Consider the following 18,272-nt stretch of genomic DNA (forward strand, 5'->3'; position numbering starts at 1 on the left):
TTTTCGCCCCCTGCCGGTCCGCAAACCGCAGGGGGCGAAGGTTACAAAGGGTCAAGCCCGCTTAAGCGACGTCGGCTGCAACGCGCATGCTGACGATGGAATCCGGGTTGGACACCGGTTCGCCGCGCTTGATCTTGTCGACATTATCCATGCCCTCGATCACCTGTCCCCAGACCGAATACTGACGGTCGAGCCAGGGGGATTTGGCAAAGCAGATGAAGAACTGCGAATTGGCCGAATTCGGGTTCTGCGAACGGGCCATCGAGCATGTGCCGCGCTCATGCGACATGTTGGAGAACTCGGCCTTGAGGTCCGGCTTGTCGGAACCGCCCATGCCCGTGCCCGTCGGATCGCCGGTCTGAGCCATGAAATCGTCGATCACGCGATGGAAGACGATGCCGTCATAGAAATTCTCGCGGGCGAGTTCCTTGATGCGGCTCACATGTCCGGGCGCCACATCCGGGAAAAGCTGGATGACGACCTTGCCCTTGGTCGTTTCCATGATGATCGTGTTTTCCGGATCCTTGATCTCAGCCATGAGCCGTTCCTTTCATTATTTGGGGTCGGACGCCATACGAACGTCCAGCATCCTGTCGGGGTTCTGCACCATGCCGTTGGCGGATGCATCCCCTTTCTTGATCTGATCGACGAGTTCCATGCCTTTTTCGACCTCCCCGACGACCGTATACTGGCCGTTGAGGTGAGATGCCGGCGCAAACATGATGAAAAACTGCGAATTGGCCGAATTCGGATCCGCCGAACGCGCCATGCCCACGGTACCGCGCTCGAACGACGCGCTGGTGAATTCCGCCGGCAGGTCGGGCTTGCTGGAGCCACCCGTGCCCACACGCCGGGCATCGAAGCCATCCTCCACATCGCCGAACTGCACATCACCCGTCTGGGCCATGAAACCATCGATCACCCGGTGGAACGCGACATTCTTGTAGGCGCCCTCCTTCACGAGCGCCTTGATCTGCGCCACATGCTTGGGCGCAAGGTCCGGGCGCAACGCAACCGTGACGTCACCGCCCTTGAGCTTGATGATCATGGTGTCTTCCGGCTCAGCCGCGAGCACTGGGCCGAGGCTGGTCAATAAAGCGCCCGCCACGATCAGCGACGAGGCAAGCTTACGAAGCTGCATGAAACTCTCCTTTGGTTCAGGCCGGAAACTTGTTCTTGAGCGCTTTGAGCACCACGCCGGGCACGAAGGGTGCGATGTCTCCGCCCATGGAGGCGATCTGCCTTACAAGTGTGGCGGTAATGGTGCGCACCGAGGGGCTGGCCGGCAAAAAAACCGTCTGCAGGTCCGGCGCCATGGTTTCGTTCATGCCCGCCATCTGCATCTCGTAATCGAGGTCGGTGCCGTCACGCAGGCCGCGAATCATGATCGAGGCGCCGTGTTTGCGCGCCGCATCGACGACGAGCTTGTCGAACGCCGCCACCTTTATGCGGGCATGATCCGCGCCGAGCTCGTCCCTGGCGGACTGCTCGATGAGCGCAACGCGTTCCTCATAGGAAAATAGCGGTTTCTTGCCGGGGTGAACCCCGATGCCCACCACCACCACGTCCGCGACGGTCAATGCGCCCTTGAGCACATCGAGATGGCCGTTGGTGAGCGGGTCGAACGACCCGGCATAAAAGGCTGTTCGCTCAGTCATCGCGTGCTTCTATCCGTCTTGCGTATGGAAGGCAATTCATGCCGGAGGGCATCTGCCACCCGGCATGATCGATTGAAGAATTCGCTCATTCAGCGGCGCGCAAACGCCAGCCACAAACCGCCGCCAATGAGGAATGTCCCAGAAATACGTTCGGTCAGGCGAATGCGGCTCTTTGAAAGCCGTGCGCCGGCTCCCCCCGCCAGAACGGCATAAAGTCCGTCGCCAAGCGCGGCAACCGCCATGAAGATAAGGCCAAACAGCACCGTCTGTAAGGCCGGAGCGCCAAGCGAGGGGTCGACAAACTGAGGAATGAACGCTCCGAAAAACAGGAGGGCCTTCGGGTTCGACCAGATCACGATCAGCCCCTGAAGAACGAAGGAGCCACCGGGCCTTGCCGCGCGCGTACCCATGTCCAGCGAGCCATCGGACCGCCACAACTTGATTCCGAGCCAGATGAGATAAGCAGCCCCCAGAAGGCGAAGGATTTCAAAGAAATTGCCCATCACATTGACCACCGCCGAAAGGCCGAACGCGAGGATCATCATCATGGTGAATAGACCGATCTGCGTGCCGAGAACGTTCAGAAGCCCGGCCCGCATGCCATGCTTGATGGAATTGGCAATGATCACGGTAACCGTCGGGCCCGGCACCACGACGATCAGGAAGGAAGCGGCAGCGTAAGATAAAAGCACGGCAAGATCAGGCATCGATCAGTCTCCCCAAAAGCGAACCGGTAGCGATCAAGCTCACAAGTCGCCCCGGCACGCAACCCCGCTTTTAACGGTAGATATGCAAGGGCGCGCACCGTGTGAACGCACGATGAATAAGGCGTTCAAAAAATGTTCGAACCAGAACCGCTAGTGAAGACACACATAAATGTGAAACGGGTGCAAACAGGCAGGAAGCAACCAAATGGCACCCTTCTTCGTTATGTTGTCAAAGGAGATAAGCCATGCTGATCTTTACGCTTGCGGCCGCAATGACCCTGGCCATGCTGATCGCGACGGCGGTCGGCCTGCATGAGGAAGCCAACCGCGTCAAGCTTGAGAACCGTGTCCGCCCGCGCGCCCGTCAGCGCCACTTCTGATCGGGAAGCAAAGCTTAGGAGAAAGACGGAACGGGCGAAAACGGCTATTGGCCGCCCTCGCCTCCGGTTTCGCCATTGCCTTCGGGTGAATTTATCCCTGCAGGCGCTTCCGGGTTCGTCCCGGTATTGATTTCGCCATCGGCTTCGCCTTCCGCGTCGTCGGCCTGCGTGTCCGAAATGCGATCCACGGAGACGACCTTCTCACCCTTTGCGGTATTGAAGATCGTAACGCCCTTGGTGGCCCGGCTTGCGATACGAATGCCCCCGACAGGTACGCGGATCACCTGCCCTGAATTGGAAACCAGCATGATCTGGTCTTCCTGCTCCACGGGGAAAGCGGCAATAAGCCGCCCGATTTCATCCGTCTTGGAGACATCCGTTGCGCGGATACCCTTGCCGCCGCGGCCGGTGACGCGGAAATCATAGCTGGAAGAGCGTTTTCCGTAGCCGAACTCGCTGACGGTCAGAACCATCTGCTCGCGCGCCTTCAGTTCCTCATAAAGGTCCTGCGACAGCACTGCTTCCTCACCGATCTCCTCATTGGTCAGGACGACTTCCTCTTCCTCACCGGTCGCAAGGCGCCGCTCGGTGGCTGCTTGCTTCAGATAGGCGGCGCGTTGAGCCGGCGAGGCATCCACATGGCCCAGTATGGCCATGGAAATGATGCGGTCGCCTTCGGCAAGATTTATGCCGCGGACACCGATGGAATTGCGGCCGGCGAAGACACGCACATCCCCCACGCAGAAACGGATACACTGTCCCGATGCCGCCGTAAGCAGAACGTCGTCATTCTCGGTGCAGGTATCGACCCCGAGAATCTCGTCGCCCTCGTCATCCAGCTTCATGGCGATCTTGCCATTGCGGTTGACCTGGACGAAATCCGACAATTTGTTACGTCGGACCGTGCCGCGCGTGGTCGCGAACATGACGTCGAGCGCGCCCCAGCTGTCCTCGTCTTCCGGCAAGGGCATGATCGTGGTGATGCGCTCGCCTTCTTCCAGCGGCAGCATGTTTCTCAGGAACTTGCCGACCGATTGCGGCGTCCCCACCGGCAACCGCCAGACCTTTTCCTTGTAGACGATGCCGCGCGAGGAGAAGAACAGGATCGGTGTATGCGTGTTGGCTACGAAAAGCCGCGTCACCACATCCTCGTCCTTGGTCGACATGCCCGAACGACCCTTGCCGCCACGCGCCTGCGCCCGATAGATCGAAAGCGGCACCCGCTTGATGTACCCCTTGTGGGTAACCGTGACGACCATATCCTCACGCTGAATCAGGTCCTCGTCGTCAAGATCGGCCCCACCCTCGGTGATTTCGCTGCGGCGCGGCGTGCCGAACTCGTCGCGAACAGCGATCAGTTCGTCCTTGACGATTTGCTGGATGCGGGCCCGCGACGAAAGGATTTCCAGATATTCGCTGATTTCAGCACCAATCTGGTTCAGTTCATCGGCAATCTCGTCGCGTCCGAGCGCCGTCAGGCGCTGCAGGCGCAGTTCGAGAATGGCCCGGGCCTGCTCCTCGGAAAGATTATAGGTGCCGTCTTCGTTGATCCGGTGACGCGGATCGTCGATCAGAAGAATGAGCGCCTCGACATCGGCTGCCGGCCAGCGGCGTTCCATCAGTTGCTCGCGCGCCGTCTGCGGATCCGGCGCATGGCGAATAAGCTTGATGATCTCGTCGATATTGGCGACGGCAATGGCAAGGCCAACCAGGACATGCGCCCGGTCACGCGCCTTGCGCAGAAGATATTTGGTGCGCCGGCTGACGACTTCCTCGCGGAAGGTCGCAAAGGCCTTGAGCATGTCGAGCAGGTTCATCTGCTCCGGCTTTCCGCCGTTCAGCGCCACCATATTGGCACCGAACGAGGTCTGCAGCGGGGTGAAGCGGTAGAGCTGGTTCAGCACCACATCGGCCACGGCGTCGCGCTTCAGCTCGACGACGACGCGGTAGCCCTGGCGGTCGCTTTCGTCGCGAATATCGGAAATGCCCTCGATGCGCTTGTCGCGCACCAGCTCGGCCATCTTCTCGATCATCGACGCCTTGTTCACCTGATAGGGAATCTCGGTGATGATGATCGCTTCGCGATCATTGCGCGCCGGCTCGATCGACACCCTGCCGCGCATGAGGATCGAGCCGCGCCCGGTCTCATAGGCGCTGCGAATGCCCGAGCGGCCGAGAATGAGGCCACCGGTCGGAAAATCCGGCCCTGGAATGATCTGCTGCATGTCAGCGAGCGAAATCGCCGGATTGTCGATCAGCGCGACACAGCCATTGACCACCTCGATGAGATTGTGCGGCGGAATATTCGTCGCCATACCCACCGCAATACCGCCCGACCCGTTGACGAGAAGGTTCGGATAGCGGGCAGGAAGAACCTTCGGCTCCGACCCGGACGCATCGTATGTGTCCTGGAAGTCGACCGTTTCCTTGTCGATATCCTCCAGAAGCTCGTGAGCTCCCTTCGTCAGGCGCGATTCGGTATAACGCATCGCCGCAGGCGGATCGCCGTCGATGGAACCGAAATTGCCCTGCCCGTCGATGAGCGGCAGGCGCATGGACCAATCCTGCGCCATACGCACAAGGGCGTCGTAGATCGCGGCATCGCCATGCGGATGGTATTTACCCATCACGTCGGCGACAGGGCGCGCCGACTTCACATATTTGCGGTTCCAGTGATAGCCGCTCTCATGCGAGGCGTAGAGAATGCGCCGGTGCACCGGCTTAAGGCCATCGCGCGCATCGGGCAGCGCTCGCGACACGATTACGCTCATGGCGTAATCGAGATATGAGCGCTGCATCTCCTCGATAATGGAAATCGGTTCGATGTCGTCGGGCTCACCGGGCCCGTGCGGCGTCGTCTGGTCGGTCAAATCATGTCACATTCGAATAAGGAATCACTGACTTCTTATATAGGAACCGCCAGAGATTCTCCAATTGAGCAGCCTTCGGATTGTACTTAATCCAAGGGGTTTTCGCTGCCTGCGGGTGCCCCTTCTGCCCGTGCACGGCTATAGTGTGCAAAGCCATGGAAACGAGAGGCATGCAAAGGGCTCCAAACCCTCGCATAGCCTGGGACGCGCAGGAGAGTGCGATGCCAGGACCGGACGCGGTTTTCAATGCCTTCGTGACGCTCCTCGTCACGGTCGATCCGCCGGGACTGGCACCGTTGTTCCTCGCGCTCACCACGGGCATGAACCGCTCCGAACGCAACCAGGTGGGTGTCCGCGCCGCCATTATCGGCTTCGGAGTCCTTGCGCTGTTTGGCGTGGCCGGGGCCGCGATCCTCTCGGTTTTCGGCATAACACTGCCCGCCTTCCGCGTAGCCGGTGGCCTGCTTCTGTTCTTCATCGCCTTCGAAATGATTTTCGAGCGGCGCCAGGAGCGCCACGAACGCAGCGCGGAACGCGCCATCACCCGCGACATGATACACAACATCGCGGCCTTCCCGCTGGCCATTCCGCTCATTGCCGGGCCCGGTGCGATTTCGGCAACGGTGCTTCTGTCCGGTTCTTTCAAGGGTATTGCCGGGACTGCCACCCTGCTCGCGATCCTGCTTTCCACCATCGTCCTGACCTATGCCGTCTTCGTGCTTGCCGAGCGTATCGACCGGTTTCTCGGGGAAACAGGCAGGTCCATTCTCACCCGTCTGCTCGGCGTGATACTGGCCGCGCTTGCAGTCCAGTTCGTGGCGGATGGCGTCAAGGCGCTGTTCTCGTAAGGTTCGCACAAGCCGGCAGTTGCAGAACACAACTGGAACATATAGAGTATGTTCTGGTTTTGTTTTTAACTGATTCCGGGGAAGCCCATGCTGACGCGCAAGCAGCACGAACTCCTGCTGTTCATCCATGAGCGGCTGAAGGAGACCGGCATACCGCCCTCCTTCGATGAAATGAAGGAAGCGCTGGATCTAGCCTCCAAGTCGGGCATCCACCGGCTCATCACCGCCCTGGAGGAGCGCGGCTTCATCCGCCGACTGCCCAACCGGGCGCGTGCGCTTGAGGTGTTGCGCCTTCCCGATTCGATCGCTCCGGGCCTGAACCCGGCGCGCAAATTCTCGCCAAGCGTGATCGAGGGCAGCCTGGGACGCACGCCGCCGCCTGCTTCCAAGCAACCTGCCACCGTCAATGACGATCTGGCAGGCGTGGTGTCCGTGCCGGTGATGGGCCGCATCGCAGCCGGCGTTCCGATCGATGCGATCCAGCATCAGACACATTCCATCGCAGTTCCTCCGGACATGTTGTCGGGTGGAGAACATTATGCGCTGGAGGTCAGGGGCGATTCCATGATCGATGCCGGCATTTTCGACGGCGACACGGTCATTATCCGCGAGACCACTATCGCCAATCCCGGTGAAATCGTCGTGGCCCTTGTCGATGAGGAAGAAGCAACACTCAAGCGCTTCCGCCGCAAAGGGGCCTCCATTGCGCTTGAAGCTGCAAACCCGGCCTACGAGACGCGTATTTTCGGTCCTGATCGGGTGAAAGTGCAGGGTCGCCTTGTGGGCCTGATGCGCCGCTACTAACGTAGCGGCCCGAAAATCGGGTTTGATTTTCGGCAATCGGAATGCGCGGCGCTACGAAGCAATCTGCGATCAAGTGGGATCGCCTAACGTCCGTACAGATAGTCAGGCGGCGCGCATCCAGGAGGAAGAAGCGCGCCGTTTTTTTTGCCGAGTGATCTAAAAGCAATCAGCTGTCCCTCATCCCCACCGCATCCGGATCAGTTCGAATGGCCGCCCGTCATCGTCTTGCGGCCGTCTTTCGACCTCTTCGAAGCCGAGATGACGATAGAAGCCTGGAGCGACGGGGTTGGCCGCATAGACTTCCAGTTCGAGAAATGGCTTCAGCCGGAAAGCATGCTCCACGAGCGTACGGGCATGGCCGCCGCCATGTCGTTGCGGATCAACGAACAGCCCGCCAATGAAGGTATCGAGCAACCCGATAAAGCCAACGACCTGCCCAGCCTGCTCCGCAACCCAGATTTCCGCTTGATCCAGGTAGAGTTCTTCCACAATCTGGCGCTGCCGAAGCAGAACCTCGTCCCCGAGGAACGGGTGACCTACACGCGAGGCGGCAAGCCATATGTCGAGAATGCGCTTGCTGTCGCCGCGTTCATAGGCCCGGATTACCGGGTCGAATTGCATTTTCATGATTGTATCCGTTCGGAAATTCAAGTTCGCGCAAGATAAAAGGCCGCACGGGCATCGCCCTGGGCGCCTCCGTGCCTGTTCAGCCGCCACCGATTTTCAGGTGTCGATTAGAGGCATCACGATGTCGGTTTCCTGCGCATAAATCTCCGTGTTGGAATGCCTTCGCTTAGCAAGGCATCCATTCCCTTGCAAGCGTTTCAGCGCGCCGCAGATCGTCTTGGAGCAAGCCCCCGCGCCTCGCGTGAGAATTGCCGCTGCGCATGCCATGGTCTGTAGGGTTCATGCACCGCGAAATCGATCAGAACCTTTACCGGGTCATCCGGTCCTTCGGACGAGAACCAAACAGCAGCACTTCCATGCCGTGCCAGATCGCGCCCGGTCACCACTGTGACCTTGCGCTCCGGGCAGGGATTTCTTCGGGAGGCATCCTCGATCACAAGAAGCTGCGCTATCGCACACAATCTATTCCAGTTCGGCCCACTTCCGACACCCTTCAACGTGCCCGCAACATGAGCGATCACGCCACCGCTTGGATCGCGTGCAAGGCAGACGGGCCCCTCACATATAAATCCGGCACCTGCTTCCGGCAGGGCTGGCAGCCCCTTCGACACACGATCGGGTTTCCTGACGGTCTGACTTCGCAAGGCACGCAGCCAATTTTGTGTCGTGAATCCGCTCGGTCGGTCTCGGTTGACCCCGAGCATACCGTCCGCGACGCGCACCCCCACAAGCCGCGCATCTTCGGATATCAGCGCATCCGGCAAATCGCGAACGACCAGCAGAAGAACGCCGCTCGCCAGAAGCGGCAGGGCCAGAAGGCGAAGCCGGCTTGTCACCATGGTGGCAAGCACCAGGGCACCTGTCAGAAGCAGCGTTGCGGGCAAAGGCAACAATCCGGTGGCATCGAAAGGCGTGCGCGCGGAAAACCAATCGGCAACGGCAATAACCTGCGCTATCCCCCATCCCATGACGGCGAGCGGCAGCGCATCGAGGTTGAACGGCATCGCCAGCACAGAAACCACCGCAGAAGGCATCACAACCAGTGAAACGAGAGGCATTGCCGCGAGATTGGCAGCGAGCGCCAGTGGCGAGGCGCGTTGAAAATGCCATGCCCCGTAAAGCGCCGTCGCCGTTCCGGCGATCAAAGAGGTAAGCAGAAGCCCCGCCACATAGAACAGTACCGTTTGGACGATCTTCATCGGCAGTGTTTGCGCCCCATTCACTGGCTTGCGGCTCAGCGCACTTTGCCGTCGCGCATTCCACATTGCATAGCCGGCGATCAATGCAGCCGTTGCAGCAAACGACATCTGAAATCCCGGCCCGACAATCTCATGCGGCGCGACCGCGAGAACCACGAGCGCAGCAAGTGCCAGATTGCGCATGGTCAGCGCTGCCCGGTCGAAAAGAAGAGCCACAAGCATGATCGCAAGCATGATAAAGCTGCGTTGGGCTGCCACGGCGGCACCCGAGACGAAGAGGTAAAGGAAGCTGACCGCCAATGCGGATGCGGCCGCATATTTCTTGACCGGGTGACGGGCGCAGAAACCGGGAAAGAACGCAAAGCCGAGACGGATTGACCCCATCACCGTCACGGCCACCAGCGCCATATGCAGCCCCGATATGGCCAGAACATGCGCGAGGCCGGAGCGTCGCAAGGCTTCCTGCACCGTTTCCGGTATCCCGCCGCGCATTCCCGTGATGAGCGCAGCCGCCACCTCGCCTTCCGCACCCGTGACGCGGGTTTTCAGCCGTGTGGCAAACATTTCCCGGAAACCTTGCAGCCACACGGCCATTCGTTCCCGCAATGACGGCGGTGTGGCGAGTTCGGTTTGCTGAGGACCGCGCAGGAAGAACCCCACAGCCCCGATACCGTCAAAATAGCTCTCAAAGGAAAAATCATAAGCCTGCGGTCGGACAGGACCGGAGGGCGGCATCAGGCGAACGGTACCGCTCACCCCGTCTCCTGCCCGCAACCTGTCAGGAATGGTCCGGGCACTCAATCGGACGCGCTTTGGCGGATAACGCAAGGTCGGGCGCGCCGTCGTTTCAAGGGTAATTGTCAACCGCACACGTCCATCCGCGCGCGGCTCTATGGCAACCACCCTTCCCGTGATCTGGGTGGACACCGCCGAACCGAGCATCGGCGTACTGAACCGCCACGTTTCGACCTTGCCGGCGACAACACCCAGAAGAAACACAATCCCGGCAAGAAGAATGGCGGCTACCAAGGGGTGCCTTCCTGCCGCAAATCGCGCAGCCACCAGCACCGCAAGCCCTGACGAGAGCGCATAAAAAGGCGGCTCGACTGGTAATGAAAAATAGCAAAGCGCCCCCGCCCCGATCAGCACCGGAATCCAGAGAAATCCCGTGCCGCGCGCCGCTTCGCGCTCCACATTCCGCCGCAGGACTGCAAGTGCTCGTGCACCGTATCGTCCGGGCACGAGGTGTGATGAACGGTCGTCGCTGTGTGCAACAGCGATGGCGGCATTATCCGCAAACGTTTCCGGCACGCCGGATTTTTCATCCGCCGCAAATTGGGCGCGCTCGTCGCGCACGACCGTTTCCGACACGCCCCCGATGATCGCCCCCAAGCTCCATCCATCGGCGCAAACCATTCCGGGTGACACGGTCTTCCCGCGGAATGCTTGCGCCCCGATTGTTCTATGCTACATGACAGCCGACCGAATTCCACCCGCGGTTTCGCGCTCCGCAGCCGATGCCGCGCAAGATACCTGGAAACCTTCCTGGGAAACTCCATGACCAAACCCGTTGTCACTCGCTTCGCCCCCTCGCCGACCGGCTTCCTGCATATCGGCGGGGCTCGCACGGCGCTCTTCAATTGGCTCTACGCATGCCACACGGGCGGTAAGATGCTGCTGCGGATCGAAGACACCGACCGCCAGCGCTCCACGGATGCCGCTACTGCTGCCATTTTGGACGGCCTCACCTGGCTCGGCCTCAACTGGGATGGCGAGCCCGTCTCGCAGTTCGCCCGCGCCGAAAGGCATCGGGAAGTGGCTGAGGAACTCGTGGCGAAAGGCGAAGCCTATTATTGCTACGCCTCTCCGGAGGAACTGGACGCCATGCGTGAAAAGGCCCGCGCCGAAGGCCGGCCACCGCGTTACGATGGCCGCTGGCGCGACCGTGATCCCTCCGAGGCGCCAGCCGGCGTAAAGCCAGTCATTCGCATCAAGGCGCCGCAGGATGGCGAAACCGTGGTCGAAGACAAGGTGCAGGGCACCGTGCGTTTTCCCAACAAGGATCTCGACGATTTCATTATCCTGCGTTCCGATGGCACGCCTACCTATATGCATGCGGTGGTGGTCGACGATCACGACATGGGCGTGACCCATATCATTCGCGGCGACGACCATCTGACCAACGCCGCGCGCCAGACCATCATCTACAAGGCGATGTGCTGGGATGTACCGGTGATGGGGCATATTCCGCTCATTCACGGAGCCGATGGCGCCAAGCTTTCCAAACGCCACGGTGCGCTCGGCGTGGAGGCCTATCGCGCGATGGGCTATCTGCCGTCAGCGCTAAGAAATTATCTGGCCCGTCTCGGCTGGAGCCATGGTGACGACGAGGTCATGTCGGACGAGGACATGATTCGCTGGTTCGATATCTCCGACGTGAACAAGGGCGCTGCACGCTTCGATTTCCAGAAGCTGGAAGCCCTGAATGGCGTACATATGCGTCAGATGGCCGATGACAGGCTGTTCGCGGCCATTCTGGATACCTTGCCCTATCTGGAAGGCGGAAATGACCTTCTCACAAAACTCGACGATAGGCGTAGAGCGCAGTTTCTGGCCGCTTTGCCCGGTCTCAAGGAGCGGGCGAAAACGCTGGTGGAACTCGTTGATGGTGCAAGCTTTCTCTTTGCCGAGCGTCCCCTTCCGCTGGATGAGAGGTCTGGAGAACTTCTCAACACGGATGCACGCCAGCTTCTTGCGGAAATCGCGCCCGTATTGCAGAATGTCTCCGATTGGACCCTTGTGAACATCGAAGAAGCCGTTCGCGAATTTGCGGAACGCACGGATCGCAAGCTCGGAAAAGTTGCCCAGCCATTGCGTGCAGCACTCACCGGGCGCACCACATCCCCGGGCATCTTCGACGTTCTTTCCGTACTCGGGCGAGAGGAAAGTTTGGCGCGTATCCGCGATCAGGCTGCCTAAGCTGCACTTTCAAAAAGTGTTCGGGCTGCACCTGAAAATGGATGCTGCCCGGCCTGTCCGCCTCAAAACAAGGCCCGCCAGTCGCGACCGCCGGCGCGCCGGATCGGTCCAGAGACGCCAGGGTGTTGTTGCATCGCAATATTGGATGCTGCTCATGCTTGGCACCACGGGGCAAATGCGCTAGCAAAGTGCGCGCGCGACGCCCTGATATCCTGTGGCGGCAGAGCACCGGCGCCAGGTTCTTAATAGTTTGAGAGGTGATTGCGATGACCAAACCGACAGCGAAACTGGAGATCGGCGGCCAGAGTCCGGAGCACGAGTTCGATATCCTGAAGGGCAGCGTCGGCCCGGATGTCATCAACATCGCCTCGCTCTACAAAGACACGGGCATGTTCACCTACGATCCGGGTTTCACCTCCACGGCGAGCTGTGAATCCAAGATCACCTATATCGACGGTGACGAGGGTATCCTCCTTCATCGCGGCTATCCCATTGAACAGCTTGCCGAACACGGCGATTTCCTCGAGGCCTGCTACCTCCTCCTGTACGGAGAGTTGCCCACCAAGGCACAGAAAGAAGACTTCGACTACCGCGTTACGCACCACACCATGGTGCACGAGCAGATGACGCGCTTCTTCACCGGTTTCCGCCGCGACGCCCATCCGATGGCAGTCATGTGTGGCGTTGTCGGCGCCATGTCGGCCTTCTATCACGACTCCACCGATATTTCCGATCCGCATCAGCGCATGGTCGCCAGCCTGCGGATGATCGCCAAAATGCCGACGATCGCGGCCATGGCGTATAAGTATCACGTTGGCCAGCCCTTCGTTTATCCGAAGAACGAGCTCAGCTACGCCGCCAACTTCCTGCACATGTGCTTCGCGGTACCCTGCGAGGACTACAAGGTGAACCCGGTCCTGGCGCGCGCCATGGAACGGATTTTCATCCTGCATGCCGATCACGAGCAGAACGCATCCACCTCGACGGTGCGCCTGGCTGGTTCATCCGGCGCCAATCCCTTCGCATGTATCGCGGCCGGCATCGCCTGCCTCTGGGGTCCCGCCCATGGCGGTGCCAATGAAGCAGCGCTCAACATGCTGTCGGAGATCGGTTCGGTGGACCGCATTCCCGAATTCATCGACCGCGCGAAGGACAAGAACGATCCGTTCCGCCTGATGGGCTTTGGACACCGCGTCTACAAGAATTACGACCCGCGCGCCAAGATCATGCAGAAGACCTGCCACGAGGTATTAGGCGAACTGGGCATCAAGGACGATCCGCAGCTCGACATCGCCATGGAGCTGGAGCGCATCGCCCTGACGGATGAGTACTTCATCGAGAAAAAGCTTTATCCGAACATCGATTTCTATTCCGGCATCACGCTCAAGGCGCTGGGCTTCCCCACCACCATGTTCACGGTGCTCTTCGCGCTCGCGCGCACCGTCGGCTGGATCGCGCAGTGGAAAGAGATGATCGAAGATCCAAAGCAGAAGATCGGCCGTCCGCGGCAGCTCTATACGGGCGCGACCCATCGCGATTATGTGCCGATCGCCAAGCGCTGATCGATACGGCAACGCCTTATGAAAAACCCCGGAGCCGCAAGGTTCCGGGGTTTTTCTTTGCCTTTGGCTCCGATGGAAGAATTCAGTCGCCTTTTGCGATATGCCTCAGGACCACGCCGGCGGCGATCTCACCTGCGGGTTCATCGGTTTCAAGCCCACGTGCAACCTCGGCAAACCCGGCCATCTGTGCGGCTCTCAGGGGCGTATCGCACCACAACTGGTTGATAAGCCGCGCCAGATAGCCAGGCCGCACGAACTGGTTGAAATGCTCCGGGACCACGGGCCAATCGGCGATCAGGTTCGGCAGAGCTGCCGACCACACGGAGATCAGCGGAATGAGGGCCGTGGCAATGAAGTCGGTCTTGTAGCAGATGGCCGAGGGGATGCGTGCCAGAGCCAATTCCAGTGCCACCGTCCCCGAACAGGCGAGCGCTGCATCGGCTTCTGCGAAGGCCTGCCATTTGCGATCCTTGTCCAGGATGATTTCCGGCCGCACCGGCCAGGTGGCGACGGCCGCTTCCACCATGGGTGCCACGTGCGGAACCGTAGGCAGGAGAATGCGAAAATCGCGTCCCATGGCGGCCAGATGGCCAGCCGTTTCCCCAAAAGGCTCGATCAGCCGCTTCACCTCGCCTCGGCGCGATCCCGGCAACATCAAAAGCGTGCGCGACCCCTCGTCCGTGGATTGCGGGTATTCGAGATGTGCGGCAGCAGCCCTCAGGATGTTCGGCTCGCTTGAAAGCCTGTGGCCCACGAAGGTCCCAGACGGGCCATCGAGCTTTTGCAGCGCTTCCGGTTCAAATGGCAGAAGACAAAGGATTTCGTCCACATAGGGCCGCATTGCCTTGGCTCGCGACGGCCGCCAGGCCCAAACGCTTGGGCAGACATAATGGATGATGGGTATCCCTGGTGCGAGCGCCCTCACCTTCCTGGCAACACGGAGGCTGAATTCTGGGCTGTCGATCGTTACCAGACAATCGGGCCGGGCAGCGACGATGGCCCGCGCCGTCTCGCCGATCCGGCGAATGAGTTTCGGCAGATCCTTCAAAATTGCCGAGACGCCCATCAGGGCGATTTCTTCCCCCGAAAACAGGGAGTGTAGCCCCTCCGCTTCCAGATGATGGCCGCCGACGCCGGTCAATTCGACCGCACGACCGGATTTCCTCTTCAGCGCTGAAACCAGATCGGCGCCCAGAAGATCACCCGACTCTTCGCCCGCAATGACAGCAAGCTTGATCGGCCCCGCGCGCAACGTCATTCGGGCCGCTCCAGGCCGACAACGAATATGCCGAGCTTGTCAGCCCTTTTCAGGGTTTCGTCATGATCCATGATCAAGGAGCGTCCGGCCTCCACCGCAATCCCCACGAGCCCTGCGGCATGCACGGCATCGACCGTCTCCGGCCCGATCGTCGGCAAGTCGGCGCGCAACTCCTGTTTCGGCTTGACGCATTTCACGAGAACCCCGCGCTTTCGGCCCGCAAGGCGACCATGATCGCGCATATCGCGCATGCGAGCCAGAAGCCCCGCCGTCCCTTCTATTCCCTCCAGCGCAACCGCGCGACCGCCAACAGCGATTGCCGCCTGCCCGATATCGAGAGCACCGATGGTGCGCGCGGCCTCGAATGCCGCAGCGATATCGGCTTCATCGGCTTTCGTGGGCTTCGAACGCGTGATCACGCCGGCCGGAGCCAACAGATCCGGCGCGATCTCATGGGCACCGACAACCTTGATACCGTTTTCCTCGATATAAGCGATAACCGCCCGCAACAGGCCATCATCGCCACGCGCATAGGCCGCAATGAGCCTTGGCAGGACCTTCAATATATCGAGGCCGAAACGCACCTTCAGGATCGGAGGCCTCTGGCTCACCCCGCCGGCGAGAACCAGATGCGTGACCCCTGCACGCTTGAGCTTGGGCAGAACGAGACCGAGCCGCTCCACGGGTGTCGGCCAGACATCGAAATCCTTGGCACTTACCGGGAAATGATCAGCATCCTGCTCGATTGCAACGACGAGAGGCCTGTACCCCGCGCGCACAAGCGCTGAAACCACGTCGCGCGGAAGGCTGCCGCTTCCGGCAACCACCGCAATGCGCGCGCCCTGAGGCAACGCGCAAGCCGACCTCTCAGTCTTCGTCATCGTCCTGCGCTGCAGCTTTGCCGCGCAAAGGCAGCGTGAAATGCCGTCTGTCGCGGCCACGCACGAATTCAACGAGATCGGCGACAAGCGCGGAAGAGGGAAAGGCCTTCTCCACGGCCGCCGCATTGTCTTCCAGCGAACTTCCTTCTGCGAAGATCATCCGATAAGCCTTGCGCAGGGCCATGATGTCGTCACGGGCCATGCCCGAGCGCTTGAGACCAACAATGTTCAGGCCGCGCAGACAGGCGCGGTCGCCAACGGCCATGCCGTAGGGAATGACGTCGCCGACCACGGCCGCAAACCCGCCAAGAAATGCGTGATGGCCGACCCGCACGAACTGATGAACCGCCGAATAGCCGGACATGATGACATGATCGCCGATTTCGGCATGACCGCCAAGCCCGGCATAATTGGCCATGGTGACGTGATTGCCCACGGCACTGTCATGAGCCACGTGCGAATAGGCCATGAAAAGACCGTGGGAACCTACCGTCGTCTTGCCGCGGCTCGTATCCGTTCCCGCGTGAAAAGTGACGCCTTCTCGGATGACGCAGCTCTCGCCGACTTCAAGCGTGCTATGGCCGCCCTTGTGCTTGAAGTTCTGCGGCGGCGCTCCGAGCACCGCCTGCGGAAAGACCTGGCAGCCCTTGCCGAGCGTGGTATCGCCCATGATGGTGACATGCCCGATCAACTCCACATCGTCATGCAGCTTGGCAGCGCTCGAGACATGGCAAAACGGCCCAATCTTCACACCAGCGCCGAGTTCGGCGCCCGGTTCGATGATGGCCGATGGGTGAATAAAGGTCTCGCGCGCCATGATATTCCTGACTAGAGCATCTTGCGGTCAGGTGAGTTCACCTGAGATGGCATAAATGCAGATAAAACGATTGGCAGCATCGCTTCGTCGCATCCCGCGAAAGGATGAAACGAACTAACTTGCCTGTTCGACCGACATCATCGCCGAAATTGTTGCCTCGGCAACCTTGCCGCCGTCGACCTTGGCCTCGCATTCGAATTTCCAGATGCTGCCGCGCTGCTTGATCTTCTTGACGTGAATTTCAAGCCGGTCGCCCGGTATCACGGGCTTGCGGAATTTCGCACCATCAATTGTCATGAAATAGACGAGAGCAGGACTGTCATCGCCTGCATTGTTGATGCAGATCGCACCCGCCGTCTGCGCCATGGCTTCGACGATCAGAACACCCGGCATCACCGGTTGCGTAGGAAAGTGTCCGGTGAAATGCGGTTCGTTGACCGTCACATTCTTGATACCGACGGCGGAACGGTCACCATCGATCTCGATGATCTTGTCCACGAGCAGAAACGGATAGCGGTGCGGCAGAAGACGCATCAGATCCAGAATTTCCAGGCTTTCCAGTTGTTGGGTCGCAGACGTTTCGCTCATCCCCGTTCCTCTTTCTTTCTTCGCTTCCCATCCACGAGGCCGCGCAAAGCCGCAAGCTCGCGGAAGGCTTCCCGCATCGGCTGAGCCGGCGAGCCTGCCCAGCGTTCGCCCGCCGGAACATCCGTCATGACGCCACTGGAAGCGGCAAGCTGCGCACCGCTACCGATCTTGATGTGATCGGCAATGCCGACGCGACCGCCAAGCATCACGAAATCCCCGAGTGTCACCGATCCTGAAAGCCCGCAATGCCCCGCGATCACGCAGCTGCGGCCGATCTTCACATTGTGAGCGACCTGCACGAGATTATCGATCTTGGTACCTTGCCCGATGATCGTGTCCGTAAGCGCTCCCCGGTCGACGGTCGTATTCGCGCCGATTTCGACATCGTCCTGAACGACGACACGCCCGATCTGGGGAATCTTTTCCAGCCCCTTGGGGCCTGGCAGATAGCCGAACCCGTCCTGCCCGATGCGTACGCCGGCGTGGATGATCACCCGGTCACCGATCATGGCGCATTGCACGCTCGCCCCGGGGCCGACATAGCCGTCACGGCCGATACGCGTCCCCTCGCCGATCACCGCATTCGGTGCAATCACCGTGCCGCGCCCGATCATGGCCTTAGCACCGATCACGGCGCCGGCCTCCACGATGACGCCCTCCTCCAGAACAGCATCGTCTGCGATTGCCGCCCGCGGCGAAATACCGGTTTGACCGGTTACCGACCCAAGCCTGATGGCAGTCGGAAACAGGAGGCGGGCCACCGTGTTGAACGCAGCCTGCGCCCGGCCCGCGCTGAGTGCGGCCACGCCTTCGGGAACGAGCGAGACAAGGTCCTGCGGACACAGGACGGCTGACGCGGACGTGTTTTGAAGGAGATGCGCGTTGCGCTTGCCATCGATGAAAATCAGCGCACCAGCCGCGCCCTCGAAGGCGGCGGCGACGTGATCGATAACGATGTCGGCATGGTCTGGGTTGGCGAGCGTCGCGCCGGTAAGCGAAGCGACCTCACCTGCCGTAATGGCGCGTGCCGGTGCAAAAAAATCCGGGTCCTTCATGAAAACCTTCCGTCCGGGCCCAAGGGGCCCGGACCACTA

At 60.4% G+C, this 18,272-nt stretch carries 17 protein-coding genes; 5 read left to right on the plus strand and 12 right to left on the minus strand.

Going from position 1 to position 18,272, the window contains the following annotated elements:
* Window positions 1-61 precede the first annotated feature (61 nt).
* From NA8A_RS03005 to NA8A_RS03020, 4 genes are all read right to left on the minus strand, one after another.
* Window positions 62-538 (minus strand): peptidylprolyl isomerase, encoded by a 477-nt coding sequence (locus tag NA8A_RS03005; RefSeq protein ID WP_009755875.1) that lies wholly within the window; start codon window positions 536-538, stop codon window positions 62-64.
* A 15-nt stretch (window positions 539-553) separates the two neighbouring features.
* Window positions 554-1,141, minus strand: a complete 588-nt coding sequence (locus NA8A_RS03010; RefSeq protein ID WP_009755876.1) for a peptidylprolyl isomerase — start codon at window positions 1,139-1,141, stop codon at window positions 554-556.
* A gap of 16 nt (window positions 1,142-1,157) precedes the next feature.
* Window positions 1,158-1,658 (minus strand): pantetheine-phosphate adenylyltransferase, encoded by a 501-nt coding sequence (gene coaD / locus NA8A_RS03015; protein WP_009755877.1) that lies wholly within the window; start codon window positions 1,656-1,658, stop codon window positions 1,158-1,160.
* 89 nt (window positions 1,659-1,747) lie between these two features.
* A complete protein-coding gene (locus tag NA8A_RS03020) occupies window positions 1,748-2,365 on the minus strand; it encodes a LysE family translocator (protein WP_009755878.1) in 618 nt (205 codons plus the stop codon).
* Between the two features lie 245 nt (window positions 2,366-2,610).
* Between NA8A_RS03020 and NA8A_RS25630 the strand changes: the two genes are divergently transcribed.
* Window positions 2,611-2,745: a hypothetical protein gene (locus NA8A_RS25630; protein ID WP_276274331.1), complete on the plus strand. Its 135-nt coding sequence runs from the start codon at window positions 2,611-2,613 to the stop codon at window positions 2,743-2,745.
* A gap of 44 nt (window positions 2,746-2,789) precedes the next feature.
* Here NA8A_RS25630 and gyrA read toward each other — a convergent pair whose 3' ends face one another.
* Window positions 2,790-5,615: a DNA gyrase subunit A gene (gene gyrA, locus NA8A_RS03025; protein ID WP_009755879.1), complete on the minus strand. Its 2,826-nt coding sequence runs from the start codon at window positions 5,613-5,615 to the stop codon at window positions 2,790-2,792.
* Window positions 5,616-5,836: 221 nt separating this feature from the next.
* Here gyrA and NA8A_RS03030 point away from each other — a divergent pair, with 221 nt between their 5' ends.
* Window positions 5,837-6,463 carry a MarC family protein gene (locus NA8A_RS03030; protein ID WP_009755880.1) on the plus strand — a complete coding sequence of 209 codons (627 nt, stop codon included), beginning with the start codon at window positions 5,837-5,839 and terminating at the stop codon, window positions 6,461-6,463.
* Window positions 6,464-6,550: 87 nt separating this feature from the next.
* On the plus strand, window positions 6,551-7,267 hold the full coding sequence (gene lexA, locus NA8A_RS03035; RefSeq protein ID WP_009755881.1) for a transcriptional repressor LexA: 717 nt from the start codon (window positions 6,551-6,553) through the stop codon (window positions 7,265-7,267).
* A gap of 177 nt (window positions 7,268-7,444) precedes the next feature.
* On the opposite strand, the gene NA8A_RS03040 is transcribed toward lexA, so the two are convergent.
* The gene (locus NA8A_RS03040) at window positions 7,445-7,894 is read right to left on the minus strand and encodes a GNAT family N-acetyltransferase (RefSeq protein WP_009755882.1); all 450 of its coding nucleotides are present in this window, start codon (window positions 7,892-7,894) and stop codon (window positions 7,445-7,447) included.
* A 197-nt stretch (window positions 7,895-8,091) separates the two neighbouring features.
* Window positions 8,092-10,485 carry a ComEC/Rec2 family competence protein gene (locus tag NA8A_RS03045; RefSeq protein ID WP_240532727.1) on the minus strand — a complete coding sequence of 798 codons (2,394 nt, stop codon included), beginning with the start codon at window positions 10,483-10,485 and terminating at the stop codon, window positions 8,092-8,094.
* Window positions 10,486-10,650: 165 nt separating this feature from the next.
* Between NA8A_RS03045 and gltX the strand changes: the two genes are divergently transcribed.
* Complete coding sequence (gltX, locus tag NA8A_RS03050; protein WP_009755884.1) at window positions 10,651-12,072, plus strand: glutamate--tRNA ligase; 1,422 nt, start codon at window positions 10,651-10,653, stop codon at window positions 12,070-12,072.
* Window positions 12,073-12,338: 266 nt separating this feature from the next.
* On the plus strand, window positions 12,339-13,634 hold the full coding sequence (gene gltA / locus NA8A_RS03055; protein WP_009755885.1) for a citrate synthase: 1,296 nt from the start codon (window positions 12,339-12,341) through the stop codon (window positions 13,632-13,634).
* A gap of 82 nt (window positions 13,635-13,716) precedes the next feature.
* Here gltA and lpxB read toward each other — a convergent pair whose 3' ends face one another.
* From lpxB to lpxD, 5 genes are all read right to left on the minus strand, one after another.
* Window positions 13,717-14,892: a lipid-A-disaccharide synthase gene (lpxB, locus tag NA8A_RS03060; protein WP_009755886.1), complete on the minus strand. Its 1,176-nt coding sequence runs from the start codon at window positions 14,890-14,892 to the stop codon at window positions 13,717-13,719.
* Window positions 14,889-15,773 (minus strand): LpxI family protein, encoded by an 885-nt coding sequence (locus NA8A_RS03065; protein WP_040671673.1) that lies wholly within the window; start codon window positions 15,771-15,773, stop codon window positions 14,889-14,891. The genes lpxB and NA8A_RS03065 overlap by 4 nt, the downstream gene beginning before the upstream one ends.
* Complete coding sequence (gene lpxA / locus NA8A_RS03070; protein WP_009755888.1) at window positions 15,760-16,590, minus strand: acyl-ACP--UDP-N-acetylglucosamine O-acyltransferase; 831 nt, start codon at window positions 16,588-16,590, stop codon at window positions 15,760-15,762. Before lpxA ends, NA8A_RS03065 begins: the two co-directional genes overlap by 14 nt.
* A 114-nt stretch (window positions 16,591-16,704) precedes the next feature.
* Window positions 16,705-17,178 carry a 3-hydroxyacyl-ACP dehydratase FabZ gene (fabZ, locus tag NA8A_RS03075; protein ID WP_009755889.1) on the minus strand — a complete coding sequence of 158 codons (474 nt, stop codon included), beginning with the start codon at window positions 17,176-17,178 and terminating at the stop codon, window positions 16,705-16,707.
* Entirely contained in the window at window positions 17,175-18,233 is a 1,059-nt protein-coding gene (gene lpxD, locus NA8A_RS03080) for a UDP-3-O-(3-hydroxymyristoyl)glucosamine N-acyltransferase (protein ID WP_009755890.1), read from the minus strand. Before lpxD ends, fabZ begins: the two co-directional genes overlap by 4 nt.
* Between the last annotated feature and the right edge of the window lie 39 nt (window positions 18,234-18,272).

The organism is Nitratireductor indicus C115 (genome assembly GCF_000300515.1).
GTDB lineage: Bacteria > Pseudomonadota > Alphaproteobacteria > Rhizobiales > Rhizobiaceae > Nitratireductor > Nitratireductor indicus.

Excerpts from the sequence above, each read along its gene's own strand:
- gltX (WP_009755884.1), top strand. The coding sequence starts at position 10,651 with ATGACCAAACCCGTTGTCACTCGCTTCGCCCCCTCGCCGACCGGCTTC.
- NA8A_RS03065 (WP_040671673.1), bottom strand. The coding sequence starts at position 15,773 with ATGACGAAGACTGAGAGGTCGGCTTGCGCGTTGCCTCAGGGCGCGCGC.
- gltA (WP_009755885.1), top strand. The coding sequence starts at position 12,339 with ATGACCAAACCGACAGCGAAACTGGAGATCGGCGGCCAGAGTCCGGAG.
- NA8A_RS03005 (WP_009755875.1), bottom strand. The coding sequence starts at position 538 with ATGGCTGAGATCAAGGATCCGGAAAACACGATCATCATGGAAACGACC.
- NA8A_RS03020 (WP_009755878.1), bottom strand. The coding sequence starts at position 2,365 with ATGCCTGATCTTGCCGTGCTTTTATCTTACGCTGCCGCTTCCTTCCTG.
- lexA (WP_009755881.1), top strand. The coding sequence starts at position 6,551 with ATGCTGACGCGCAAGCAGCACGAACTCCTGCTGTTCATCCATGAGCGG.
- fabZ (WP_009755889.1), bottom strand. The coding sequence starts at position 17,178 with ATGAGCGAAACGTCTGCGACCCAACAACTGGAAAGCCTGGAAATTCTG.
- NA8A_RS25630 (WP_276274331.1), top strand. The coding sequence starts at position 2,611 with ATGCTGATCTTTACGCTTGCGGCCGCAATGACCCTGGCCATGCTGATC.
- NA8A_RS03030 (WP_009755880.1), top strand. The coding sequence starts at position 5,837 with ATGCCAGGACCGGACGCGGTTTTCAATGCCTTCGTGACGCTCCTCGTC.
- lpxD (WP_009755890.1), bottom strand. The coding sequence starts at position 18,233 with ATGAAGGACCCGGATTTTTTTGCACCGGCACGCGCCATTACGGCAGGT.
- coaD (WP_009755877.1), bottom strand. The coding sequence starts at position 1,658 with ATGACTGAGCGAACAGCCTTTTATGCCGGGTCGTTCGACCCGCTCACC.
- lpxB (WP_009755886.1), bottom strand. The coding sequence starts at position 14,892 with ATGACGTTGCGCGCGGGGCCGATCAAGCTTGCTGTCATTGCGGGCGAA.
- NA8A_RS03010 (WP_009755876.1), bottom strand. The coding sequence starts at position 1,141 with ATGCAGCTTCGTAAGCTTGCCTCGTCGCTGATCGTGGCGGGCGCTTTA.
- NA8A_RS03040 (WP_009755882.1), bottom strand. The coding sequence starts at position 7,894 with ATGAAAATGCAATTCGACCCGGTAATCCGGGCCTATGAACGCGGCGAC.
- lpxA (WP_009755888.1), bottom strand. The coding sequence starts at position 16,590 with ATGGCGCGCGAGACCTTTATTCACCCATCGGCCATCATCGAACCGGGC.